The 25,162-nt window shown below is 35.7% G+C and carries 19 protein-coding genes; 11 read left to right on the top strand and 8 right to left on the bottom strand.

Features of this window, described 5'->3' with window-relative positions; all coding sequences use genetic code 11:
- Positions 1-104 precede the first annotated feature (104 nt).
- Complete coding sequence (gene sucC, locus A1704_RS22710; RefSeq protein ID WP_062676270.1) at positions 105-1,295, top strand: ADP-forming succinate--CoA ligase subunit beta; 1,191 nt, start codon at positions 105-107, stop codon at positions 1,293-1,295.
- A 382-nt stretch (positions 1,296-1,677) separates the two neighbouring features.
- A complete protein-coding gene (locus A1704_RS22705) occupies positions 1,678-3,879 on the top strand; it encodes a reprolysin-like metallopeptidase (protein WP_062676269.1) in 2,202 nt (733 codons plus the stop codon).
- 55 nt (positions 3,880-3,934) lie between these two features.
- Here the strand turns inward: A1704_RS22705 and A1704_RS22700 are convergent, their stop codons facing one another.
- The gene (locus A1704_RS22700) at positions 3,935-4,819 is read right to left on the bottom strand and encodes a mechanosensitive ion channel family protein (protein WP_062676268.1); all 885 of its coding nucleotides are present in this window, start codon (positions 4,817-4,819) and stop codon (positions 3,935-3,937) included.
- 94 nt (positions 4,820-4,913) lie between these two features.
- Between A1704_RS22700 and A1704_RS22695 the strand changes: the two genes are divergently transcribed.
- Entirely contained in the window at positions 4,914-5,549 is a 636-nt protein-coding gene (locus A1704_RS22695) for a peroxiredoxin (protein WP_062676267.1), read from the top strand.
- Positions 5,550-5,648: 99 nt separating this feature from the next.
- Here A1704_RS22695 and A1704_RS22690 read toward each other — a convergent pair whose 3' ends face one another.
- The 3 genes from A1704_RS22690 to A1704_RS22680 form a co-directional block, all read right to left on the bottom strand.
- Positions 5,649-6,239 carry an outer membrane beta-barrel protein gene (locus A1704_RS22690; RefSeq protein ID WP_047435061.1) on the bottom strand — a complete coding sequence of 197 codons (591 nt, stop codon included), beginning with the start codon at positions 6,237-6,239 and terminating at the stop codon, positions 5,649-5,651.
- 269 nt (positions 6,240-6,508) lie between these two features.
- A complete protein-coding gene (locus A1704_RS22685; protein ID WP_062676266.1) occupies positions 6,509-7,024 on the bottom strand; it encodes a hypothetical protein in 516 nt (171 codons plus the stop codon).
- A 102-nt stretch (positions 7,025-7,126) separates the two neighbouring features.
- Positions 7,127-9,319, bottom strand: coding sequence for a TonB-dependent siderophore receptor (locus A1704_RS22680; protein ID WP_062676265.1), 2,193 nt, complete (start codon positions 9,317-9,319; stop codon positions 7,127-7,129).
- Positions 9,320-9,499: 180 nt separating this feature from the next.
- Between A1704_RS22680 and A1704_RS22675 the strand changes: the two genes are divergently transcribed.
- A complete protein-coding gene (locus A1704_RS22675; protein WP_062676264.1) occupies positions 9,500-10,555 on the top strand; it encodes a Gfo/Idh/MocA family oxidoreductase in 1,056 nt (351 codons plus the stop codon).
- 116 nt (positions 10,556-10,671) lie between these two features.
- Here the strand turns inward: A1704_RS22675 and A1704_RS22670 are convergent, their stop codons facing one another.
- A complete protein-coding gene (locus A1704_RS22670; RefSeq protein WP_062676263.1) occupies positions 10,672-12,564 on the bottom strand; it encodes an ABC-F family ATP-binding cassette domain-containing protein in 1,893 nt (630 codons plus the stop codon).
- A 216-nt stretch (positions 12,565-12,780) separates the two neighbouring features.
- Here A1704_RS22670 and A1704_RS22665 point away from each other — a divergent pair, with 216 nt between their 5' ends.
- Positions 12,781-13,293 (top strand): 5' nucleotidase, NT5C type, encoded by a 513-nt coding sequence (locus tag A1704_RS22665; protein ID WP_062676310.1) that lies wholly within the window; start codon positions 12,781-12,783, stop codon positions 13,291-13,293.
- Positions 13,294-13,414: 121 nt separating this feature from the next.
- Positions 13,415-15,070, top strand: coding sequence for an alpha/beta fold hydrolase (locus tag A1704_RS22660; protein ID WP_062676262.1), 1,656 nt, complete (start codon positions 13,415-13,417; stop codon positions 15,068-15,070).
- Between the two features lie 139 nt (positions 15,071-15,209).
- Here A1704_RS22660 and A1704_RS22655 read toward each other — a convergent pair whose 3' ends face one another.
- Entirely contained in the window at positions 15,210-16,073 is an 864-nt protein-coding gene (locus A1704_RS22655; protein WP_062676261.1) for a glycoside hydrolase family 25 protein, read from the bottom strand.
- Positions 16,074-16,139: 66 nt separating this feature from the next.
- Between A1704_RS22655 and A1704_RS22650 the strand changes: the two genes are divergently transcribed.
- From A1704_RS22650 to deoC, 5 genes are all read left to right on the top strand, one after another.
- Positions 16,140-17,402, top strand: a complete 1,263-nt coding sequence (locus A1704_RS22650; RefSeq protein WP_062676260.1) for an NAD(P)/FAD-dependent oxidoreductase — start codon at positions 16,140-16,142, stop codon at positions 17,400-17,402.
- The gene (gene trmD / locus A1704_RS22645) at positions 17,399-18,070 is read left to right on the top strand and encodes a tRNA (guanosine(37)-N1)-methyltransferase TrmD (RefSeq protein WP_062676259.1); all 672 of its coding nucleotides are present in this window, start codon (positions 17,399-17,401) and stop codon (positions 18,068-18,070) included. Before A1704_RS22650 ends, trmD begins: the two co-directional genes overlap by 4 nt.
- 382 nt (positions 18,071-18,452) lie before the next feature.
- The gene (locus A1704_RS22640; protein WP_062676258.1) at positions 18,453-19,388 is read left to right on the top strand and encodes an endonuclease/exonuclease/phosphatase family protein; all 936 of its coding nucleotides are present in this window, start codon (positions 18,453-18,455) and stop codon (positions 19,386-19,388) included.
- A gap of 27 nt (positions 19,389-19,415) precedes the next feature.
- Positions 19,416-19,886: an Lrp/AsnC ligand binding domain-containing protein gene (locus A1704_RS22635; protein WP_002976659.1), complete on the top strand. Its 471-nt coding sequence runs from the start codon at positions 19,416-19,418 to the stop codon at positions 19,884-19,886.
- Positions 19,887-19,890: 4 nt separating this feature from the next.
- Positions 19,891-20,634, top strand: coding sequence for a deoxyribose-phosphate aldolase (gene deoC / locus A1704_RS22630; protein ID WP_062676257.1), 744 nt, complete (start codon positions 19,891-19,893; stop codon positions 20,632-20,634).
- A 50-nt stretch (positions 20,635-20,684) separates the two neighbouring features.
- Here the strand turns inward: deoC and dusB are convergent, their stop codons facing one another.
- Both dusB and A1704_RS22620 read right to left on the bottom strand, forming a co-directional pair.
- The gene (dusB, locus tag A1704_RS22625) at positions 20,685-21,680 is read right to left on the bottom strand and encodes a tRNA dihydrouridine synthase DusB (protein ID WP_062676256.1); all 996 of its coding nucleotides are present in this window, start codon (positions 21,678-21,680) and stop codon (positions 20,685-20,687) included.
- A gap of 150 nt (positions 21,681-21,830) precedes the next feature.
- Positions 21,831-25,058 carry a hypothetical protein gene (locus tag A1704_RS22620; RefSeq protein WP_082798854.1) on the bottom strand — a complete coding sequence of 1,076 codons (3,228 nt, stop codon included), beginning with the start codon at positions 25,056-25,058 and terminating at the stop codon, positions 21,831-21,833.
- Positions 25,059-25,162: the final 104 nt, after the last annotated feature.

Raw genomic sequence — 25,162 nt, 5'->3', positions numbered from 1 at the left:
AACTTACAGAATGCGTTAAAAGTTCTATAATTTTCTTTTTAACCTTATTCATTTTTAGTAAATTTGTCAACCTTTAAATATTAAAATAAAATAATAAAAATAATATGAATCTTCACGAGTATCAATCAAAAGAGATTTTATCAAAGTATGGAGTAGCTATCCAACGTGGTTTCGTTGCAAACAACGTAGATGAAGCTGTAGCTGCTGCTGAAAAACTAACTGCTGAAACTGGCGCTCAAGGGTGGGTAGTAAAAGCTCAGATCCACGCAGGTGGTCGTGGTAAAGGTGGTGGTGTAAAGTTCTCTCCAAACATGGATAAGCTTAAAGAAAACGCTCAGAACATCATCGGAATGCAGTTGATTACTCCACAAACTTCTGCTGAAGGTAAAAAAGTAAATTCTGTTTTGGTTGCAGAGGATGTATATTATCCAGGTGAGTCAGAAACTAAAGAATTTTATGTTTCTATTCTATTAGACAGAGCTGAAGGTAAAAATACAATCGTATATTCTACTGAAGGTGGTATGGATATTGAGCACGTTGCTGAAGTAACTCCTCATTTGATCCACAAAGAAATCATTGATCCTGCTTTAGGTCTTCAGGGATTCCAGGCTAGAAAAATTGCTTTCAACCTAGGTCTTGAAGGAAATGCTTTCAAAGAATTTGTAAAATTCATCGGTTCTCTTTATAATGCTTACACAGGTATTGATGCATCTCTTTTCGAAATCAACCCTGTATTAAAAACTTCCGATAACAAAATTATCGCTGTAGATGCTAAAGTAACTTTAGATGACAACTCATTGTTCCGTCACAAAGACTTAGCAGAATTGAGAGATACAAGAGAAGAAGATCCAATGGATGTAGAAGCTGGTGAAGCAGGTCTTAACTTCGTAAAACTTGATGGTAACGTTGCTTGTATGGTAAACGGAGCTGGTCTTGCAATGGCGACTATGGATATCATCAAATTATCTGGTGGTAACCCTGCAAACTTCCTTGACGTAGGTGGTACTGCAGATGCTCAGAGAGTACAGACAGCTTTCGGAATCATCTTAAGAGATCCAAACGTAAAAGCTATTTTGATTAACATCTTCGGAGGTATTGTAAGATGTGACAGAGTTGCTCAGGGGGTTGTAGATGCTTACAAAGCTATGGGTAGCCTTCCTGTTCCATTGATCGTAAGATTACAGGGAACTAACGCTGTAGAAGCTAAAAAATTAATTGACGAGTCTGGTCTTCCGGTACACTCTGCAATTACTTTAGAAGAAGCGGCAAACAAAGTAAAAGAAGTTTTAGCGTAACCTAAAATTTTAAATAAAATAAGAAAACCGTTCCATTTTTTGGAGCGGTTTTTTTTGTGTTTATCTATTATAATTCCAGCAATCAATGTAAAAATGAGGAGCTGATAACTGTTTTTGGGGATAACAACTGGAAATTGGGTAGTTTTTAAGCTATTTTTAAATTTATCATAATTAGATGTTATTGTAAAAATAAAAATAGAAAAAGAAAAATGTATTGTGTAATTAAATCAATTTTTTGAAAAAAAAGTTTTTTATTCTTAATTGCTTTTATTTTTAATAAATGTTGTATTTATAGGAAGTTATGATACGCAAAAAGGAGGTTCATTTTGTATTGAATTCTATTGCGGAGCATATCAATGTTTAACACAAATAATGAAAATCTATGAAAAACAAAACATTTATTTTTTTCGGTTTATTGGGTGCAGTATTAACTTTTGGACAACAAAACTATTGGAAAAAGACGGATGGGGAGAAAGAAAAAGAGCTTGCTCCCAGAAATGTAATGCCGAAAACATTTTCCCTGTATAATCTTGACCTTGATAAGATTAAGGAAGAACTGAAAAAAGCTCCCGAACGCTTTTCTGATGACCATAGCCTTGTTCTGAAATTTCCGGATGCTGATGGAGAGTTTCATGATTATATTGTACAGGAAGCTTCAATAATGGAACCTGAGCTTCAGGAAAGATTCTCCGATATCCGTTCTTACACCGGGTGGGAAGAAAATCATCCGGAAAATACAATACGTTTCAGTACCAGTCCGGAAACAGGAATCAGTATAATGTATTTCAATGGATGGAACATCAGCTATCTGGATGCCTATACCAAGGATAATACTTCTTTTATCTATTATAAAAGAGAAGATTTACCGGAAAATCCTACGCCTTTCAGATGCAGCATACAGGAAGATGCCGATCAGCTATTGGGTAATGATCAGCTGTCAGATAATTTTGTTTCCGGCAGGCCTATGGTTTCGGACGGGGTATTCAGAACGTATAAGCTGGCATTGGCAGTTACGGGAGAGTATACCAAATATCACGGCGGAACAATTCATGGTGCAATGGCCGCAATGGCTACCACAATGACAAGAGTAAACGGAGTATATGAAAAAACGATAGCCGTTACCATGGTGATGGTGGCTAATAACCATCTTCTTATTTACAGAAATCCGGCAACTGACCCCTATACCAATGGGGATGAGGATAAGATGCTTAATGAGAATGTAAAAAACATCAATAATGTGATAGGATTTGCACATTACAATATAGGTCATGTTTTTGGAGTCAACAGTGGCGGAGTTGCAGGGTTGAGGGTTATATGTTCTAAATTGAAAGCACAGGGGGTTACAGGTTCCGGTACTCCCATTAATGATCCTTTTGATATAGATTATGTTGCCCATGAAATGGGACATCAGTTTGGAGCCAATCATACCTTCAGGGCTAATACCGTAGCTTGTAAAGGAAATGTAAATAACAGAACAGCGTATGAGCCGGGAAGTGCCAGTACTATTATGGGATATGCAGGAATATGCGGAGGAAATAGTATTCAGCCGCATAGTGATGCTTATTTCCATGCTGCCAGCGTAAAAGAAATGTATTATACTATATCAAGGGATATCGATTGCTCTGCTAAAAGACGAATGGTTAACAGGGTTCCTACTGCTAACGCAGGCCTGGATTATTCTATTCCTAAAGGAACTGCATTTTTACTGACAGGTCAGGGAACAGATCCGGATAATGATCCGCTTACCTATTTATGGGAACAATATGACAACAAAAATAACATACAGCCGCCACTTCCTTCTAATGTCCAAGGCCCTGTATACCGATCGAGATTACCAAAAACTGAGAATATGAGATATTTCCCGCATTTGTCAGCTGTTTTATCTAATAACTTAACTCCTATGTGGGAAGTTACTCCTAACGTTGCAAGAACTTTGAATTTTTCACTGCTTGTTAATGATAATAGAGCAACGGGAAATCAAACGGCTCATGATGCTATGGTAGTAACCGTAACGAATGCCGGACCATTTAAAGTAACCTCGCATACAGGAAACTCATATAGTCCGGGTACCCATACCATAAAGTGGAATGTGGCAGGAACGGATACAGGAGCTGTAAACACAAAGTATGTTACCATTCTTCTTTCCAAAGATGGAGGCTATCATTTTGATACTGTTCTTGCAGCCAATGTTCCTAACAATGGCTCTGCTGTAGTTAATTTTCCTAATGAAAATATTGGAACAGCAAGAATTATGGTGAAAGCCGTGGGAAATATTTATTTTGCTGTGAATACAACTAATTTTTCCATAGCGAAAACAGCTTCGCAGGTTAAAAAAGAAATAAAGACAAATCGTTTTGCTGTTTATCCTAATCCTTCTCATGATGAAGTGAATATCAGACTAGATGATGAAAATAGTGAAGCTCTGTACAGCCTAATGGATAGTTCAGGAAGGATTGTGAAAAAAGGAAATCTGAAAGGTTACGCAAAAATTCAGGTTCATGATTTTGCTGCAGGAACTTATTTTGTAACTGTCAATACAACAAACGGTAAGAAATATACAGAGAAACTTATTATCAATAAATAAAATGAAAACTTCTTTCTGGAAGTGTCATGGTCGGAGGAAAAATTCTTCCGACCTTTTATTTGTCGAGATTTTCCGGCAAGTTAGTCTCGCCATTGGTAATACTGATACTCGTTGGCGTTACCAGCTGAATTTTATCCGTATCAAAGCGTTCTTTAATCCCTAAATAAGCCTGGCTTCTTACCTGCGCAAGATTAGCCCCTACTTTTATCCAGAATTTTACCTGGAGGTTAAATGCACCTTGCTTCAAATCTGTAAAAATCACTTCTACAGTGTCAAGCTTATCCACATTATCAAGGTTTTTAACCACATCAAGAATTCCTTTCTGAGCTTTGGTAATATCTTCATCAGCCGGAATTTCAAAGTTTAAAATAATTCTGCGCTGTGGCGAAGCGGTAATATTGTAAAATGGAGCATTGAATACTACTTGATTGGGTATATAAGCTTTCTTTCCGTCATCGGTAAGAATTTTTGTAGTGAGAAACCCGATTTCCTGTACTGTTCCTGAGTGGGTTCCGATGGTAATATAATCTCCTACCTTGTAAGCTTTGTCAATTCCAATAAGCATTCCTGAGAAAATACTGGATACCAGGTCTTTCAGAGCAACCCCGGCAATAACCCCCGCAACTCCTAGGCTTCCGATAAACTTCCAAAGAAAGCCACTGAAACCCATTATTTCAAGAGCAATAAAGGTTCCCATCAGCATGATCAAAAATCTGAATACACTGATTAAGGTGACTAATGAACTCTCTTTGCGACTTTTAGGAAAAAATTTATGGAATAATTTTACCGCTGCCTGGCTTAAATATTTGCTGGTAACCAGGAAAAAGGTAAATACTAAAATTCCAACAATCAGCTTGGGTGTAAGTTCTGCGAAGGTGATATACCAATTTTCCAATACCTTGTAAACAAGATCTACATACCTCAGTCCGGTTTTCTCCATGAATAAAATTTTAATTAAAGATATAAATTTTCATCAAAAAATTTGCCAGTTCCAAAAAGTCTACTAAATTTGTAGACTATAAAGAAAGAACATTATGTCAATCAAACTAGGAGATACAGCGCCCAACTTTCAAGCAGAATCATCAGTAGGCGATATCAATTTTTATAATTATCTGGGAGATTCCTGGGGAATTCTGTTTTCGCATCCTGCAGACTACACACCGGTATGCACAACAGAGTTGGGATATACTGCAAAACTTCAGTCTGAGTTTGATGCCAGAGGTACGAAAGTAATTGCCCTGAGTGTAGATGGGGTAGAAGATCATCAAAATTGGGTTAAAGATATTAATGAAACTCAGAACACCCAAGTTCAGTTTCCTATTATTGCCGATAAAGACAGAAAGGTTTCAGAACTGTATGATTTTATTCATCCTAATGCTTCGGCTACCGCTACAGTACGTTCTCTTCTGATTATTGATCCTTCCAAAAAAGTAAGACTGATTATTACCTATCCGGCCTCTACAGGAAGGAATTTTAACGAGATCCTTAGAGTGCTGGATTCTTTACAGTTGGTAGATAATTATCGTGTAGCCACTCCTGTAAATTGGAAAACCGGAGAAGATGTTATTATACCTCCAACCATTTCTACAGAAGAAGCACGAAAAATATTCCCAAAAGGTGTAACGGAAATAAAACCGTATTTGAGATACACTCCACAACCTAATACATGATTTATTTGATTTTTTATAGTTTAGTTTTAATTTGTACGAAAAGCGCCCCGGAAATTTATTTCCGGGGCGCTTTCATTTTTTTTATAAGTATTTCAGTGATTACTTAACGTCGTTGATGATTTGTTTTGCTTTAGACGTTGGAAGATAAATCTGGAAACCTAAACCAAAAGTAATTTTGTTAGTGTATCCACCGCTTCCGAATCCAGCGTTTGCATCATATTTCACTAAACCTTCCAATCCGATGTTTGGAGTGATGAAGTAAGAATATCCAGGTCCGAATCCAAAGTTAAGACCGTTAGAAGAAGAACCTCCTTTAGAGATTGACATCCCTCCAACACCTACGTTACCTTCGAAGAACCATCTTCCGTGGTGTAGTAAGTTGTTTACTCCTTGCTCTCCCGGATTAAGATAATAACGTCCTAATGCTCCTACGTTATAAGTGAAAGTAGTGGGTGCATCTTTAGCTCCTTTGAAACCTAAATCTACATATCCCCCAACTGCGATATTATCTTCAATGAAATAGGCTCCTTTAGGCTGAATTGCAAAGTTGTATCCTGCTCCTTCATTTAAACCAAAATTTGCCCCTACAAGGTTACCCCCTACCATCCAATTACCTTTTTGAATCTGAGCGTTGGCAGTTGCTGTTAAGCCTGCTACGGCTAATATTCCTGTTAAAATAAGTTTTTTCATAATTTATTATTTTAATAATTAAATGTTTATTATTCACGAATTATAGAAAAAACAATAAATGTGCCAGACTCTTAATTTTACGTAATTTTTCTAAATAAACGTTAAGATTACCAGTGAGATATAATTTACTTTTTTAACAGATTAACTAAGGATATCATAATGATAAAGAAAATAAAACAGGCCTTTTGGAATGAAAATGATAAAAACAGATGTTATTTTGTTAATGTTCCAAATTGCTGTTTTTTCTTTTGATCTGCCTTCCTATTATATTAAATAAACAAAAGAATGATGGAAATGATCAAGCCGGCAATCGTAAACTTGATTCCACGTTTGAATGCTTTTGTCTTAGGATTAAACATCCAGAAACTTGAGATGACAAAAAAGAAAAGGGAAACTCCGAAGAATACACTTAGAGGAGATATAGCATCTTTAGATTGTGATTTGTGAAGAGAAACCATTTTATCCAATACAAAAGGAAGTTCCTTCTTAGTGTATTTGGCTTTTCCGGTGGCACTGTCATAAGTTCCCTGTTTAAAATAAAGAACGCTTCCTTCTGTTTTTTCCACTTCCAGGCCTTTCATCTTCAGTTCTTTTTTCAGTTCTTTCTCTGAAAGATTGGCAGCAATGTTTTTTTCATATTTTTTTTCGCTTTTCAGAAAATCAGTGTCTCTGTACACCAGAAGGATTCCACTTAACGAATATACCGCCATAATTCCGGCAAGGAAATATCCCAGATAACGGTGTGTAATTCTCATGAAGCTTCTTGTGTCTTTAATCTTATCCATATCTATTGTTTTGTTTTTGTTTAAAATTTCAAAAGTGGAAACTGCAAAAATGCAATCTCCACTTTTAATGAAAGAATTATTATTTAAAGAATTCTAGAAATTCTAGAGTCTGTATGTCAATGTGAAATAGTAATTTCTAGGCGTAATAGGATTCACTGAATAATTCTCGTGAACATTGTAGTTTACAACATCAAACAGGTTGCCCACTTTCCCCTGGATAGAGAATTTTTTCCAACCATAACCTATACTTATATCAACAGTTGTAAACCCATTGATATCAATCATTCTAGTCTGCTGAGTTTGTCCTTTTACGTCATTCCATCCGGCTTGTCTTTTTCCGGTATAGAATGCCGTAGCTCCTACTTTCAGACCTTTTACAAAGTCTGTAAAGGTATAGAATACGGAAGCATTTGCTGTAAGAGCAGGAGTTCTTACCAATTTTTGATCTTCAACAAATCCGTCATTTGGAGTTTTTGTATATACAGTATTATTATAAGAAATACCTCCTATTAGGGATAGATATTTCGTAGGGTTTCCTGTGATATCCAATTCAACACCTCTACTTCTTATGTTACCAGCATATACCTTATATAAAGCAAGTTTATTGTCTGCAAGGTATGGAGATGTATAAGCGTCTCTATTATTTATTTGATAAGCAGTTAAGTTAACAGCTATAGCATTGTTCCAAAGATTTTTTTTAACTCCTACCTCATACTGATCAATTGTGGATGCTTTTAAGGATTGATTGTTTTGATCAAACCCGGAATTCGGTGAGAATGAATTGGTATACGTTGCAAAAACTGATAAATTATCATTAGGATTATAAATTAATCCTACTTTTGGAGATACTGCGTGTGCTTGTAAACCACTGTTTACTGTAGGTGTTTCTGTTCCTTTTAAGAAATCTTTTACTTCAGTATCTTCATTTTTTAAATAAGACCATCTTACACCTGCTAACACTTTGAATTCTTTAGTAACACTGATTAAATCCTGTGCATAAAGGCCAAATCTTTTTGTAGCTATTCTGTTTCTAGATGCTCTGTAGGTGTCTGGCATAGCACCGTCATTTGACCAAGTAGAAGGATTATTTAAATATAAAGTCCCATAGTTGACATTAGCAGGATTTGTGAAATTATAAGCATAAGTATCTGCTAAGCCATAATCTCCATCAGCTCCGAATAGCACTTTATGAATGATATTACCGGTTTTGAATTCACCGTTTAGGTTAACTTGTAATGAAGTATAGTTCTGTTCTGTATAATTTCTTCCTAAAGTTCTGTTCCAAGATGGGTTAAAATTTCCTTTTGCAGATTCATACTGCCATTGAATTCTTTCCGTTGAAAAATAATCTTTCGTATAGTTCTGATAAGAAGCAACTGCATTTAAGCTCCACTTACTGTTCAATTGATGATTCAAAACAACATCAGTAGTAGCTTGTTGATTGGTTTGATACTGCCAGTTGGCTCCCAAAAAGCTTCTACGATCAACTTCAGTCGCCAATCTTGATACTCCAGTGGTTTTATCAGTAACACTTCCAATTCCAAAATCAGGAGTGAAATTATGATATAAGTAGTCAGCTTCTACAATTAACTGTGTGTTTTCACTCAAGTTGAAAACAAAAGATGGGTTGAAATAGTGCTTTTTAGACTCTACCATATCTCTGAAACTTTCAGCATATTCATAAGTACCATTAACTCTGAATGCTACTTTTTTGCTTAATTGTCCATAAATGTCAAACATAGGTTTGTAAGAATTCCAGCTACCTCCACTTAATCCAACTGATCCGCCAAATTCAAATCTTGGTTTCTTTGTAATAAGATTTACAATTCCACCAGGTCCGACGTTACCATACAACATGGCATTTGCTCCTTTTAAAACTTCCACTCTTTCCAGACCACTTACTTCAGGAAAAACGCCACTGTTTACTTTTGCTCCGTTTTTAAAAATATTGTCATTTCCAAAAATAAACCCTCTTCCACCAAAACTATCTTGAGATCCTCCTCTTGCAGATGTTAGGTAAATACCATTTACATTTTTAATAACATCACTCAGCTGTTTTGCCTGCTGCTGCTCAATGATTTCATGAGTAACAATAGCAATAGGCTGAGGGTTTTCCATTACCGTCAGATTAGATTTTGTTGATAATGGTCTTGCCTGGTTAGGATTTCCTGTTTTGTGAAGGTTAATATCCTCAATGGTCTGAGTTCTGATAGTATCTGCTTCAACGTTTTTCAGCTGTGAACTTGCTGAAACAGCGATGAATAGAAGACCTAAAGAAAGTAATTGTCTTTTCATTTTATTTTTATGTAGAACAGTTTTAAATAAGGCGCAAATGTAAGTATTTGTTTAGAATAGATAAAAATAATTTTATGATTTAAATCATATTCTTAGTGTTGATGAGATGGATTATTTCTATAGCCGCTTAGACTAAGGGATAGAAAATTTTTTATGAATATATTTGTTAAAAATTATAATATGCAATTGGTAAAAGCAGGGCTTTGCGCCTTTGGAATGAGTGGGAAAGTATTCCATGCTCCCTTCTTAAAAGAACATCCGGGATTTTTTATGTCTGCTGTGGTGGAAAGAAGTAAGGAAGAATCGAAGGAAAAGTATCCGGAAGCAACCATCTACCGTTCCGTGGAAGAAATGCTTCAGCATGGTGATGTAGAATTGGTGATTATCAATACCCCGGTTCAGACTCATTATGAGTACGCCAAAAAAGCACTGGAAGCAGGAAAAAATATTGTTGTGGAAAAACCCTTTACAGTAAATGTTTCTGAAGCAGAAGAGCTGGTGCAATTAGCAGAAGAAAAAGGATTGTTTTTAAGCGTATATCAAAACAGAAGATTCGACCGCGACTTTCTACAGGTTCAAAAGATTCTTGATGATAAGAAAATAGGTAATATTAAAGAAGCTGAAATTCGTTTTGACAGATTCCGTACAACCGCCAGTGGAAAACAGCATAAAGAAAGTCCTGATCAGGTGGGGGCAGGATCACTTCACGATCTGGGGGCACATCTTGTAGATCAGGCGGTGCAGTATTTTGGATATCCTGAAAAATTGTTTGCAGACGTGTTTTCTATGAAAGGAACTGAGTTCGCTAACGATTATTTTGAAATTCTCTTATTCTATAAAGATAATATGAGGGTAAGACTGAAATCATCTGTTTTCAGTAAAGAAGGACATTATGCTTACACTATTCATGGAGACAAAGGAACTTTCCTGCAGGAAAGAACCGATAATCAGGAAAATGAACTGGTAGCAGGTGCTGTTCCTGAATATGGTAAAGAATGGACACAGCCTCTGAAAGAGCCGGACGGAATTTTAAACTTCCTGAATGATGATTCTGAAACAGAGAGAATTCTTACCTCCAGTGAAGCCGGAAACTACATGAATTATTACCAGCAAATTTATGAACACATCGTTTTTGGATATGCTTTACCATCTCCCGGAAAAGAAGTTATTCAGAATATGAAAATCATAGATACTTCTCTTAAAAGTGCAAAAGAAGAAAGAATAATAGAATTATAAATGATGAGTTATGAATTATCAATGAATTCAAGATTCAAAGTTGATAACAGTTGTGATGAGAAGTCTTCAATTCGTTTACTCTAAAACTCTTTGAATTCATTCATAATTCATCATTATTAAAGGAGTTCCTGAAGCTCCAGCCATCTCATTTCATGGTTCTCCAGTTTTTCTGAAACGCTTTCCAGTTCTGAAGAAAGTGTGGCTATCTTTTCGTAATCAGCTTCGTTGTTGAGCTTATCCAGAATTTTAGTACGTTGTGCTTCCAGTTCAGGCATCTCTTTTTCAATGGTTTCCAGTTCCCTTTGTTCTTTAAAAGTGAGTTTCCTTTTAGAATTGGCAGACTGAGTACTTTCTGTTGGAGAAACAATTTCTTTTACAGGCTCAGGTTTTACCATTGCATTTTTTTCTAAGGCTTCTTCACGGCTTCTTGTTTCTCTGTATTCTGAGAAGTTTCCTACAAAATCTCTGATTTTTCCGTCTCCTTCAAAAGCCAGAACGTGGTCTACAATTCTGTCCATAAAATACCTGTCGTGGGAAACGATAATTAAAGATCCCTGAAATTGCTGAAGGAAATTTTCCAGCACTGTTAATGTAGGAAGGTCCAGGTCATTTGTAGGTTCATCAAAAATCAGGAAGTTAGGATTGTGATACAAGATATACATCAGGTGAAGTCTTCTCTTTTCACCACCCGAAAGTTTAGAAATAGGAGAATATTGTGTCTGATCATCAAATAAAAATAATCTTAAGAACTGTGATGCCGATAAACTTTTGCCATTAGCTAAAGGATAAAATTCTGCAATTTCTTTGATGAAATCTATTACACGCTCATCTTCTTTATATGTAAGCCCTTTTTGTGAGAAATAACCGAAAGAAATCGTTTCTCCGGTTTCAATTTCTCCTTTATCGGCTTTTTCAAAACCTTGAATAATATTAAGTAAGGTAGATTTTCCCGCCCCATTTTTTCCAATGATTCCCACTTTTTCTCCACGCTGAAACTGATAGCTGAAATCTTTCAATAAAACTTTAGGTCCAAAACTTTTATCAATATGTTTAAGTTCAAGAATTTTATTTCCCAAACGTTTCATCTCAAAATCCAGTTCAAGTCCGTCTTTTCTGGTATCGGTTTTGGCAACCTTTTCAGTCTCATAGAAAGCATCAATTCTGCTTTTTGATTTTGTGGTTCTGGCTTTCGGCTGTCTTCGCATCCATTCCAGTTCCTTTCTGTAAAGGTTATTGGCCTTGTCAATTGTAGCATTAAGATTTTCCTCACGAATCATCTTGTTCTCCAGGTAAGTAGCATAAGAACCGTTGTGAACATACAGATTCTGATCTTCCATTTCCCAGATACTGTCACAAACACTGTCAAGGAAATATCGGTCGTGGGTTACAAGCAATAAAGTGATTTTTGCTTTGTTCAGATAATTTTCAAGCCATTCTACCATATCCACATCCAGGTGGTTGGTAGGTTCATCCATGATAAGAAGTGTATGCCTGTGCTCGGCTCTTGTTTCTGTTAAAAGTTTAGCCAATGCTACACGCTTGATCTGCCCTCCGGAAAGAGTACCCATTTTAGCATCCAGATCAGTGATTTTAAGCTGGGAAAGAATCTGTTTCATTTCATTCTCCAGATCCCAGGCTTTATGAACTTCCATATCAGCCAATGCTTTCTCAATAAAATCATTATCTGTAGAATGGAGTGATTTGTGATAGTTTTTAAGAGCGAGGATAGGTTCGGAATCAAGGGTCATCATGAATTCCTCAATGCTGAGCTTAGGATCATAATCAATTTCCTGGTCAAATAACACCACCTGGATATCTTTATTGATGATCACAGTTCCGCTGTCTGCAATTTCTTTACCCATTAATATTTTCAGAAGGGTAGATTTTCCACTTCCATTTTTGGCAACAATCGCTATTTTATCTCCTTCATTGATGTGGAAAGAAATATTTTTAAACAAAACTTTGATGCCGTAAGATTTGGTAAGATTTTCTGCAGAAACGTAATTCATTGGGAATTAATAGTTTGATTTTATTTTTTAACTAAGTCGCAAAAATACGAAAATGTAGCCATAAAATTTTCCGGAACGCATCTTATAAGAATGAATATTTATGATTTTTTAATAGATAGTGTCCCTTGCCTGAAAAAACTAATCAGTAAATTTGATCAGCCACAATGAAATACACATTTTAATAGTAATAAATAATACAAAAATCTGATGGAAACAATGAAAAAAGTTATTGTCGACATGGACGGGGTAATGGCGGATGTATATCATCAGCTGGTACAATTTGAAAAAAGAGATACAGGAAGAGAAATTGAAATCAGTGATTTGGCTGGTAAGCCTGAAATAGAATCTTTTCCCAATGGAAAAAAGCACGTGAATGAAGTAGGTTTTTTCAGAACCTTACCTGTAATGAAGGGAAGCCGTGAGGCAATGGAATATCTGAATAATAAATATGAACTCTATATTGTATCTGCCGGAATGGAGTTTCCAAACAGCCTAAGGGAAAAATATGATTGGCTGGCAGAGCATTTCCCATTCATTACCTGGGAACAGATTGTTCTTTGTGGAAGTAAAAAAGTAGTGTCCGGAGATATCATGATTGATGACTATCCTAAAAATTTAGATCATTTTTCAGGGCAGAGACTGATATTTACCCAACCTCATAATGAGCTGATAGAAAATGATACTTACGAAAGAGTGCATTCCTGGGAAGAAATTATGAGTATCCTTTAAGTAGGAAATATTTATAATTAGAAAATATTTAAAACAACTTTAACTAAAGGGAGAATAATTTTAATAAAGTATTGGGATATTGGGCTGTTGAAAATAAATAAGTTTGCTTTAAACTTTTAACATGAAAATAGATCATACTTTATTCTTCCTTTTCACAGCCTCTGCTTTCCATGCCCAGGTTATTTCCGGAACTGTCATTTCTAAAAATGAAAACCATCCAATTCCTTATGTAAAGATTGGAATTGAAAAAAAATCAATCGGAACAATCTCTGATGAAAAAGGAAATTTTTCAATTGATCTTTCCGATACAGATCCCCGGCAGAAAATAAAAATAGAAGTACCGGGATTTGAGCCTTACCAGGAAACAATACAGGATTTTAAAAAAAATGATCAGCAAAAAATATTTTTAACAGAGAAAACTAAAAATATTAAAGAGATTACCATTAAGCCTAAGAAACTTGTTGATAAAAACTGGGGAGTCAATACGAAGACAAAAAGTGTTATGTACTCGGTAAATCCACACCTCAGAAAAGAAGATTTTCTTGGTGAAACCGCATTGGCTTTTAATGCTAAAAAGAAATCAAAGATTAAGAATATTAACCTGAATATTGCCAGCTATACTGCTGATAAGCCTGTCATCATACGGTATACTATTTATAGTGAAAAAGATGGTTTTCCGGATAAAAATATTCTTGATGAAGAAATTACCGTTGAACTAACCAGTGATATGATTAAAGACGGAACTTATACATTGGATGTGAATGACCGTAATATCTGGGTACACGGAAGGTTTTTTATAGGAATTCAGTTTTTAAAAGAATTTGAAGGGAGAGTCAATATAAGTGCAGCATTGTTCAAAACAGGATTTATAAGGAAATTTTACGGAGAGTGGACAAAAATGACTCTCGCCGCACCTGCCATTAATATCGATGTGAAAATGGATAAAAACGGAGACAAAAATACGGATGATGAAAACGGTTTTGCAGATGACAGCGCAGAAGCACTGATGCCTGATGTGTCAAAATATATCCAGGAATCGGAGCAAACTGTGTATGGGCAAAATAAAGCCGTAGGAAACTATCTGAAACTTCAGGATACCAACCTTTATTATGAGGTGTATGGTGAAGGAGAACCATTGATTCTGCTTCATGGCAATTCAGGAAGTATTAAAGATTTTTATCAGCAGATTCCTGTTTTATCAAAGCAGTATAAAGTAATTGCTATAGATACAAGAGGACAAGGGAAAAGTGTAGATTCCTCTAAAAAGGAATTTACCTACAAAATGTTTGCTGATGATGTAAAAGCAGTAGCAGACCAATTAAAGCTCAATAAGGTAAATATCGCAGGCTGGAGTGATGGTGGAAATACCGGACTGGAATTTGCCCTGAAATATCCTGAAAAGCTGAATAAGCTGATTGCAATTGGAGCCAATGCATTTCCTGGTGGAGTGGATGACAGACTTACTGATCATTTTGAAAATAAAATGCTGGTGATGAAAGAGCTGAAGGATCCTGAAAAGTTTAATGAACAAAGGCTTTTGAAAATTATGCTGACACAGCCGCGCATTGAGAAGAAAGATTTAAATAAAATCGGAATTAAAGTATTGGTTATTGCCGGTGAGAATGATGTTATTAAACGTGGTCATACTGAACTTATTGCAAAAGAAATACCCAATGCTGAACTTAAAATCTACAACAAGGCCACCCATATGATTCCTTTTGAAAACGCAGATCAGCTCAATACGGATATTCTGAATTTTTTAGGAAAAAGTAATTAGATAAAGGCTGGAAGCAGGGAGATGGAGAATGGAAGTGATATCCATTAGCTAATTTTGTAAGTTGACTCATTGAAACATATCATACGGGATCAATGAAACTTCATCAGCTCCCATCTTTGTGCTTCCTTCCTCCCTTCTTTTAATCCAGTGTCAGCCTTTTTAATGACCACGAATTACCATTGTAAATATCAAGATCCACTTTAGCGTTGATACCATGAACAATCCCGTTTTCTGTAAACTGCCAGAAATCCCACTCATCATCAGGAGAAGGAGACGGAACATCATTGTAATTGGCAAGCCATAAAGGATAATCTTCAAACTCGCCTTTCAGAAAGTCTTTATAATAATGATAGTAGGTGTAGATGATCGGCTTTTCACCATAGGCATCTTCTACAATTTTACACCATATTTTCAGATCTTCAATCAGCTTTTTGCTGGTTTTACGCTTGGGAATTTTTTCAATATCAAGGATCGGGGGAAGATCTCCGCTCTCAAGTTTTACATTCTCTAAAAAATTATTAGCCTGGATCACAGGGTCTTCATCAGCTCTGTAAAAATGATAGGCACCACGGATAAGATCATGCTTTTTAGCACTTTCCCAGAATTCGTCAAAATGCTTATCGGCACTTCGGTTTCCCATCGTTGCACGCATGACAACAAATTCTAATGGAATCGTTTTATTTCCGATGCTGAGACTGTCCCATTTGATATCTTCACGATTCTGATAATGAGAAACATCAAAACCATAGGTTTTATCAAGGTTGCTGGCTAGTATTCTTTGGATTCTTGCTGCTTCCTTTTCACTGTTATGAAGCTTTTTATGCTTAAATTTATTAAAGTACAGCGCATAGTAATAACTGATAGACTGTCTTAAATAAAGCCCTGTTCCTACTAATGCTATCATTAAAATAACCAATATCACCCATCTTCGGAAAAAATACTTCTTCCGTCGCGATTTATGGACTTGTTTGGCAGTTTTTTTGGTGTACTTTTTTGGTGTCATAAAGTTTTGCAAAACTAACTTTTTTCACTGCTAAATGCTAAAATAAAATCAGTAAATTTGTGTATTATGGAAACACGCGAAAAAATCATCATTATTGGAGGAGGATTTGCGGGGCTGCAGCTTGCAAAAACATTGAATAACAAGAACAAAAAGGTGATTGTTCTGGATCGGATGAACCACCATATGTTTCAGCCGCTTTTTTATCAGGTAGCCTCAGGAAGGATAGAACCTTCCAACATTTCCTTTCCCTTCAGAAAGATTTTTCAGCAGTCCAGAAATACACAGTTCCGTATGACTGAAGTCAAAGAAATAGATCCTGCCAACAATAAGGTCATTACTGATGAAGCAGAATTTACCTATGATAAACTCATCATTGCAACGGGCTGTAAAACTAATTTTTTCGGAAATAAAGAATTGGAAGGCAAAGCTTTCGGAATGAAAAATACTCAGGAAGCCATCAGTATCAGAAATCATGTTTTGATGACCTTTGAAAAACTGATTATTGAAAAAAGCCGAAGCGATGACGGAAACTGGAATATTGTTATCGTGGGAAGCGGTCCTACAGGAGTAGAACTGGCAGGGGCTTTTGCTGAAATGAAAAAAGATATTCTTCCAAGAGATTATCCTTATATGAACTTTGATCATCTGAAAATTATTCTGGTGAGTTCTACCGAAAAACCACTTGCAGTAATGAGTAGTGAGGCTCAGGAGAAGTCAGAAAAATATCTTAAAGATCTTGGGGTAACTTTTATGAGTGGAGAAGTAGTGACGGATTATGACGGAGATAAGGTTCATTTGAAAAGCGGAAAAGAAATTCCATCCAATAATGTGATCTGGGCAGCCGGAGTTACAGGAAATGTTGTAGGAGGTTTTCCGGAAGAAAAATTAGTGAGAAACAGATATATTGTTGATCGATATAATAAAATACAAGGTTACGATAATATTTATGCGATCGGGGATATTGCCTATATGGAAACCCCTAAATATCCACATGGGCATCCTCAGGTAGCCAACGTAGCCATTAATCAGGCAAAAAATTTAGGTAAAAATCTATTAAAGAAAAGCCACGAAGAATGGAAAGAATACGAGTATGATGACAAAGGCTCATTGGCGACTATTGGGAAGCACAGAGCAGTTGTAGATCTGCCGTTTATAAAATTTCAGGGATTTCTGGCATGGTATTTCTGGATGTTTCTCCATTTAATGCTAATTTTGAGCGTTCGAAATAAACTGGCCATATTCTTCAACTGGATGTGGAGTTATATCAACAAAGATTCTTCTTTAAGATTAATTATTATACCTACTAAGAAAAACGGAACATTACAATGAGAATTGACATAATAAGCGTACTTCCGGAATTGATGGAAAGTCCGTTCCAAACCTCTATTTTGAAAAGAGCAATGGACAAAGGACTGGTAGAAGTACATTTTCATCATCTGAGAGACTGGGCAATCAATAAGCACAGACAAATTGACGATGAGCCTTACGGAGGCGGTGCAGGAATGGTAATGATGGTTGAGCCATTGGATAAATGTATATCAGAGCTTAAATCTCAAAGAAATTATGATGAAGTAATCTATCTGACTCCGGATGGGGTAACTTTAAACCAAAAAATAGCCAATTCATTGTCTATCAAAGAGAATTTAATTTTTCTTTGCGGACATTATAAAGGAATAGACCAAAGGGTAAGAGATCTTCATATTACCAAAGAAATTTCAATTGGGGATTACGTTCTTACAGGAGGAGAACTGGCTGCCTGTGTTCTGGCAGATTCCGTTATCAGATTGCTTCCTGGAGTTTTGAATGATGAACAAAGCGCTTTAACAGACAGTTTTCAGGATGATCTTCTTTCACCACCCATCTATACTAGACCCGAAAGTTATAAAGGCCTGGATGTTCCTAAAATCCTTTTGAGTGGGAATTTCGGAAAAATTGAAGAATGGCGTCATGATGAAGCCGTAAGAATTACAAAGGAAAAACGTCCCGATTTATTGTAAACGAAAATCGTCAGAAATGATCTAATTTTCTGCTTCCATATTTAATTCCATTTGTTATAGATAAATGGAATAATATTTGTTGTAATTTCAATAAGTGTGAAAAATATTAATGTTTCTGGTTTTAAGTTAAAAATTTATTTCTATTATTCCATATTTTATATATTGTCTCAATTTTGATTAATATATCGAAACTGTGGGATAGTTGAAAAATTAATTCATAATGACTTATTTCATTAGTATTTTTTACTATATTTGAATTGTTTTTTATTGGAAATTGATTTACTGTTTTAGAGGTAAATCACTAAAATTTGAAAAAAAATAATAAATTTACATCTTAAAGTAAAAAGGACATAATAAATTAAAAGTATAGAAATTAGTGTAGATGGAGCTGTTCTCTTTTTATAATGTTGAAAATTTATTTTTACCCGATCCGAAACCTGTCCATAAATTAGATCCTACCCGGTCAGGATTAAGGAATTGGGATGAAAAGAGATATAAAAATAAGCTTTTTAAAATCTCTCATGTATTTCAGTTGATGAAGGAGGATAATGAAGTATTACCATTTGTAATAGGATTATCTGAGGTTTCCGGAAGGAAAGTTTTGGAAGATCTAGTAGAAATGGAGCCCTTTAATTCGGAATACGGAATTGTTCATTACAATTCTATGGACGAACGAAAAGTGGATGTAGCCATGTTATATGATAAAAATAAAGTAGAGGTACTCGATTCAGAAACCATTACTTTCTTTTTTGAAATAGTAAATAAAAACACAGAAAATTACGACACAACCCGAGACGTACTTTTTTCAAAAATTAAATATAAAGGGGAAATTATTAATGTCTTTGTCGCCCATCTTCCCTCTAAGCGCGAAAAAGATATCAATAAACCTAAAAGAACCTTTATATTGAATGAAATACGGGAACGGATTATGAAAATTTTAAATGCTGATAAAGAGCATGTTATATTGTGTGGTGATTTTAACGAAAACCCGGATGATGAAAATTTAGTACAGATTCTCTATGACAATGACCATGAGAAGGTTTTAATGAACCCTTTTCAACAATTGTTTTCTACAAGAAATTATTCTACTTTTCATTATAAATCTGGATTGCTGTATGATCAGATCATTATATCAAGATCTTTGCTTGATAATAAGACGCTGGCTTTTCAGGATGCCCATATATTTAATTCTGAAAAAATCCGCAGCAGAACCAGAAATTTTGAAGGACGGCCATTCAGAACTTATGCCGGTACCCGGTATTTAGGTGGATATAGCGATCACTTTCCGGTTTTTGTAAAATTTAAAAATTTACATTAAAAAACATAAATAATAAAAAAGTAGAAAATGAAAAATTCGAGCAACACAAGCTACCATTTAGATTCTATTGACAAGGAAATTATCTACATGTTGATGGATAATGCTAAAACTTCTTTAGCCCACATTTCAAAAAATGTCGGAATTTCCACTACTGCAGTGCATCAAAGAATCAAAAAACTCGAACATGCAGGAGTTATTGAAAATTCAATTTCATTTCTTAATCCTAAGAAAATTGGATACAAAGTGATTTCCTACATCGGTGTATTTCTGGATCAGCCAAGCCATTATCCGGAAGTGGTAAAGTCTTTGCATGATATCAACGAAGTAGTGGAAGCCCACTATACTACAGGAAATTATACCATTTTCCTGAAAGTGCTTTGTAAAGACAATGATCATTTAATGCAAATCCTTAGTAAGCTTCAAAAGCTGAAGGGAGTAACAAGAACAGAAACTTTTATATCTTTAGAACAAGGTATTTACAGACAATTGAAAGTATAATAATATGAACATAGCCCAATATTTGGATTCAACTTACCTGAAAACACCAGAACAGTCAGGTATTTCCCACGAAGAAACACTTCAAAAAGATAAAGAACTTGCTCAGGAAGCAATAGACAATGATATTTTTGCCGTGATGATTCGGCCGGATTATGTATCTGAGATCAAAAAATTTATTCAGGAAAGAAATTCAAATGTTGTAGTAGGAACTGTAATAGGTTTCCACGAAGGAACGTACTCTATTGATGAAAAACTTGCAGAAGCTTCAAAAGCAATAGAAGACGGGGCAGATGAATTAGATTTTGTTATTAATTACACGGCTTATCTGCAGGGAGATATAGAACTGGTAAGAGAAGAATTTGTAAAATGTACAAAATTATCTCTTGAACATCAAAAAGTTGCAAAATGGATTATTGAAATTGCAGCGTTAACAGATGAACAAATTGCAGATCTTACTAAAAAGATTTCTACCTGGGCAGAAGAGAATTTTTCTGAAAATGAGTTGTCGAAAATTTTTGTCAAATCATCTACAGGATTTTATCAGACTGCCGAAGGAAAGCCTAACGGAGCAACCTTTGAAGGAATAACAATTATGCTCAGCAATGCCGGGAAACTTCCTGTAAAAGCAGCAGGTGGAGTAAGAACTCCTGAAGATGCTGAAAAAATGATTAAAATGGGAGTTAAAAGAATTGGAACCTCTTCAGCTCTGGGATTAATTAAAAACGAATCTTCATCAGAAGGATATTAATATTAAATTCTCAATATAAAAAAACCATCAGCAAAGCTGATGGTTTTATTTTATAGTTGTGCCTGATATTCTTCATAGAACTGTTGGGTCTCTTTAATCAAGCTATTCATTTCTTCCAGGGTAAACACTTCAAGGAATTTTTTTCTGAACTCCTTGAAATGAGGAATTCCTCGGAAATAGTTGCTGTAATGTTGTCTCATTTCAACCAATCCTAATCTTTCTCCTTTCCATTCTGCACTCCATTCTGCATGCTGACGAACAGCCAGTAACCGGTCTGAAATAGTAGGTTCAGGTAAATGCTCTCCTGTTTTAAAGAAATGCTTGATTTCATTGAATATCCATGGATATCCAATAGCAGCACGACCGATCATAATACCGTCACAGGCATACTTTTGCTTATATTCTAATGCTTTTTCAGCAGAATCTATATCACCATTTCCAAAAATTGGAATTTCAATATTAGGATTTTGTTTAATTCTTGAAATATGTTCCCAGTCTGCTTCACCCTTGTACATTTGAGCACGCGTTCTTGCATGTATGGTAAGCGCTTTGATTCCTGTTTCCTGCAGACGTTCTGCTACTTCATCAATATTAATGCTGGTACTGTCCCATCCTAAACGGGTCTTTACAGTGACAGGAAGATGAGTAGAGCTTACAACAGCCTTTGTAAGACGCACCATAAGATCAATATCTTTCAAAACACCAGCTCCTGCTCCTTTGCATACAACTTTTTTTACAGGACATCCAAAATTAATGTCTACTAAATCCGGATTTACCGTTTCAACAATTCTTGCAGACATAGCCATAGCTTCTTCGTCACCACCAAAAATCTGTATCCCAACGGGTCTTTCATAATCGAAAATATCCAGCTTTTTACGACTCTTGATAGCGTCACGAATCAACCCTTCGGAAGAAATAAATTCCGAATACATTAAATCTGCACCATGCATTTTACACAAACGTCTGAACGGAGGATCACTTACGTCTTCCATCGGAGCCAGCAAAAGCGGAAATTCCGGCAGTTCTATGTTGCCTATTTTTATCATGGTGCAAATTTACAAAATTCTGAACATTCATAATTATGATATTATCTATCGGCCTAAATGATTGTTTTGTTTTGGAAATTGGAGGAAAGAAAAAGACTTTAAATAGTGAATATGAGATTTGATTGACTCCCCACTTACGGTTGTCCACAATTAGAAGCTTGCTTTTACCTGCATACTTCCGATATGAATGGTTCGGTCACCGGAGTTTCTTCCTTCGTAATTAAGGTTCAGCTGGATGAATGAGTTGATAGCCTGTTGGATAAACACACTCCACACCTGGTTTTTTCCAGGTTTAAGCCCATCCAGCATCTGGTTTCCTACGATACTGAAATTGTTTCCTGTAAAATCGTTATTGATAAATGAGAAGTTTCCACGGATAGACGTTTTTCTTCGCTCCCACTGGATGGTTCCTGTAACATCAAAAGCCTTAAGGAGTTCTTCGCCATCCAATCTTTGTTTCTGACGGAAAGCAGAAGATAATTCAGCCTGAATGGCATCGGTGAATTTATACGTTGCTTTAGGCTTGGTTTCAAAATTATTCAGACGATAATCTCTTGTTTTAAATAACTGTGAAGAGTTTTGGATATCATGAATCGAGTTTTCCCAATCCACTCTGAATTCTTTATTGAACCAATATCCTATGTTCAGGAAATGAGAAGTCTGTTCACGTTCTTCATTACTGAAATTGGCATTGATGAGATTATCATTGGTGATAAATCTGTAATTTCCGTTCCAGCCTGATTTATCAGTTGGATTAAACTGTACGGAAGCAAGAATATTCTGATTTTTAAGGATTTGGTCACTGTTCTTTTCAAAAGGATTCAGAACAAGTACTTTTTCCTTTTTGTAGAATGAGTTTTGAGAATTTAATGAAATATTAAAATTCCAACGTTTTAAAAATCCATTCTCAGAGTTGAAAACAATGGCCGGATTGACAAACAAGGCCAATTGCAGTTTATTTTTATTGGAAGGAATATATCGTACAGAATTAGTATATACACGGATGTATTGCGCCAGATCGGAATATTCGGCAATTTCAAATTCATCCAGCTGCTGAACGCCATCTCCGTTATAATCGGTCCATTTATAAACACCTTGTCCGTCCGTTACTTTAATGTACTGAAATTCTCTCTGGGCTTCCTGTCCGTTCCCCAATTCATAGAAAGCCTGAAGACGCATACCGTTTCTGAAAAGCTGTTGATTGTATAAGATATTTCCAACAACAAAATCATTATTACGGGTTACTTCACCTTCTGCACCTGAGTAGAAGAATTTTCGGTAGTGAATTAGAGCATTTAAACTGGTTCTTTCAGTCTTGATAATCTGACTTTCAGCCATGATCCCCAAAATATTGTTCATATTCTGAAGTCTGTTATCGCGTACTGAGTCATTATCTCTCATATATACTTTCGCCAATAATTTGGTTCTTGTACTGTCACCTATTTTCTTCTGCAAAAATATTTCTTTCCAGCTGAAACTTGTGACATCCAAAAGCTGGGTATCATTGTACTTTTTCTCGTTATGCTCCATACTTCCACCAATGGCCCAGCTTCCTTTTTTACCGGTAAATTCTGTTGAAACTCCACCACGGATGAACTTTGTATCCTGAAGAGTAGCATTGGTACTCAGATAAGACAGATTCCCTTTCGTAAAGAATTTTCCCGTCAGCCAGCCGAAATCAAGGTCATTTTTAATCCCTTTGTAAGAATCCTGTTCATTCAGGTAATTGATGCGGTAATTCAGTGTAGATTTATTATTCCATTTGTTGAGGAAGCTGAAGGTAAATCTATTTTGGGTCTTTTTATTGAATTCCTGGGTAAGGTTGAAATCTCTGGAGAATTCCACATCATTAATACGATCAAGGATATGAAACTGTCTGTCTATATATTGATATTCAAAACTTGGAGTTCCTTTCCATGTGTTCTTTGTGAAGTTTTTATTTCCATAAATACGCCATGCATACCCCATGTTCTGATCAGAATCTTTTGATGAAAATAAGTTGACATCATAGTTACTCAGAGAGATATCAGCACCTATTTTTCCTTCATTTAACAGATATTCTGAGTTCAGAGAGTATACCTGCGATTTCTGAGGAGAAGGAAGTTTTCTTACGGCTCTGTAATCTCCGCCATTAGGGCCTACATATTCAAAAACACGCCCGTTGTTGGTGGTCTGTGCAATTTTATAATCTCCCTGATTAGCTCCGAAATAGGTAAAAGATACCTGATAAAGCGTTAAACTGGAATCCGTAGAATATTCATAAAAATTTCCTGCAGGACTTAATTTGTATAAAATTTTATTGACATCATATTCCGTTATCACTCCTGAAGGAGCATACATCAGGTCAGGATTATTTCCAGCTTCTGCAAGAATTTGCTCATCTTCTTTAGATAGATTTAAAGAAAGCGGAGCATTCTTATTATCATTTTCCATAAACCAGTTGAATCCCACTTTGAATTTCTCTCTCTGGTGCTCAAGCTTTCCTGTAAACAAATACCTTGAATAATTTCTATTGGCGTAGTTGTATGAAATGGTGATGAAATTCTGCTGGAAAATAGGACGAAAACTGGTAAAGGTAACTTCACCGGTATTGTAATTGATAATATAATCCTGGTTTTCACCGCGCTTCATTAAGATTCCATCAATAAAAACCTGTTCAGAGCCAGAGATCAGCGTAATAAATTGTTCACCGTTCTTACCCGTCAGACGGTAAGGTCCCTGGTTACCTTCAACCCCCTGAAAACGTATTCTGTGGAATTCACTTCGGGCAACACCTGCAGAGATATCTACGAATGTCTTATTCTCTTTACCGAATTCTGTCTGGAACTGAAGTCCCATACTTCTTCTCTGGTATTTGGCAAAATAATTCTTAGCTTCTACAAGATCAAGATGTCCTGCTCTGAGGATAGACTTATCTTTAATATTAAGCTGCATATAGATTTTGTCAAACTCCTCTAAAGTCTGGGTATAACCATCAGCCTGTATGGGCAGGTTATGATCTGAAATACTCGCTAAAATCGTTACATCTTTTGACAAACGTCCGGAAATCTGAAGATCCATAGAACTTTGTACAGATTGCCCCTGATTATTACCAAAAGTAATCCCTCGGATAATAGAACCTTTTGAATTAAGTTCTCCTAAAAATCTCTTTTTATCATTCTTGGCCAGTACGGCTTCATCAATAATGATCTTATTATGCGTTCTTATGAAATCAAGAGTGTCCTTTGCAAAGATGTCCTGTTCCAGTTTTGCTGCAAGAATACTGTCTCTTTTGATGCTGTCCTCCGGAACGTTGGGATTTTTCCACGAAAAGACCTGAGCATTTCCTGAAAATATGCCTAAGAAGAATAAAACGAATAGAATGACAAAATTCCGCAACTTTTAAAAATAATTCGTAAAAATAATTAAAAAATGTTAACATTAAGAGATCAACTATAATTAACAAAAACTTAACCTCTTTATTGTCCTCCAAAAAAAAATAG

This window comes from Chryseobacterium cucumeris (genome assembly GCF_001593385.1).
Lineage (GTDB): Bacteria > Bacteroidota > Bacteroidia > Flavobacteriales > Weeksellaceae > Chryseobacterium > Chryseobacterium cucumeris.
Note: the sequence above shows the minus strand (reverse complement) of the source record. Positions and strands in the feature narration are given on the sequence as shown.

Coding starts and splice junctions, on each gene's coding strand:
- sucC (WP_062676270.1), top strand. CDS start 105: ATGAATCTTCACGAGTATCAATCAAAAGAGATTTTATCAAAGTATGGA.
- A1704_RS22705 (WP_062676269.1), top strand. CDS start 1,678: ATGAAAAACAAAACATTTATTTTTTTCGGTTTATTGGGTGCAGTATTA.
- A1704_RS22700 (WP_062676268.1), bottom strand. CDS start 4,819: ATGGAGAAAACCGGACTGAGGTATGTAGATCTTGTTTACAAGGTATTG.
- A1704_RS22695 (WP_062676267.1), top strand. CDS start 4,914: ATGTCAATCAAACTAGGAGATACAGCGCCCAACTTTCAAGCAGAATCA.
- A1704_RS22690 (WP_047435061.1), bottom strand. CDS start 6,239: ATGAAAAAACTTATTTTAACAGGAATATTAGCCGTAGCAGGCTTAACA.
- A1704_RS22685 (WP_062676266.1), bottom strand. CDS start 7,024: ATGGATAAGATTAAAGACACAAGAAGCTTCATGAGAATTACACACCGT.
- A1704_RS22680 (WP_062676265.1), bottom strand. CDS start 9,319: ATGAAAAGACAATTACTTTCTTTAGGTCTTCTATTCATCGCTGTTTCA.
- A1704_RS22675 (WP_062676264.1), top strand. CDS start 9,500: ATGCAATTGGTAAAAGCAGGGCTTTGCGCCTTTGGAATGAGTGGGAAA.
- A1704_RS22670 (WP_062676263.1), bottom strand. CDS start 12,564: ATGAATTACGTTTCTGCAGAAAATCTTACCAAATCTTACGGCATCAAA.
- A1704_RS22665 (WP_062676310.1), top strand. CDS start 12,781: ATGAAAAAAGTTATTGTCGACATGGACGGGGTAATGGCGGATGTATAT.
- A1704_RS22660 (WP_062676262.1), top strand. CDS start 13,415: ATGAAAATAGATCATACTTTATTCTTCCTTTTCACAGCCTCTGCTTTC.
- A1704_RS22655 (WP_062676261.1), bottom strand. CDS start 16,073: ATGACACCAAAAAAGTACACCAAAAAAACTGCCAAACAAGTCCATAAA.
- A1704_RS22650 (WP_062676260.1), top strand. CDS start 16,140: ATGGAAACACGCGAAAAAATCATCATTATTGGAGGAGGATTTGCGGGG.
- trmD (WP_062676259.1), top strand. CDS start 17,399: ATGAGAATTGACATAATAAGCGTACTTCCGGAATTGATGGAAAGTCCG.
- A1704_RS22640 (WP_062676258.1), top strand. CDS start 18,453: ATGGAGCTGTTCTCTTTTTATAATGTTGAAAATTTATTTTTACCCGAT.
- A1704_RS22635 (WP_002976659.1), top strand. CDS start 19,416: ATGAAAAATTCGAGCAACACAAGCTACCATTTAGATTCTATTGACAAG.
- deoC (WP_062676257.1), top strand. CDS start 19,891: ATGAACATAGCCCAATATTTGGATTCAACTTACCTGAAAACACCAGAA.
- dusB (WP_062676256.1), bottom strand. CDS start 21,680: ATGATAAAAATAGGCAACATAGAACTGCCGGAATTTCCGCTTTTGCTG.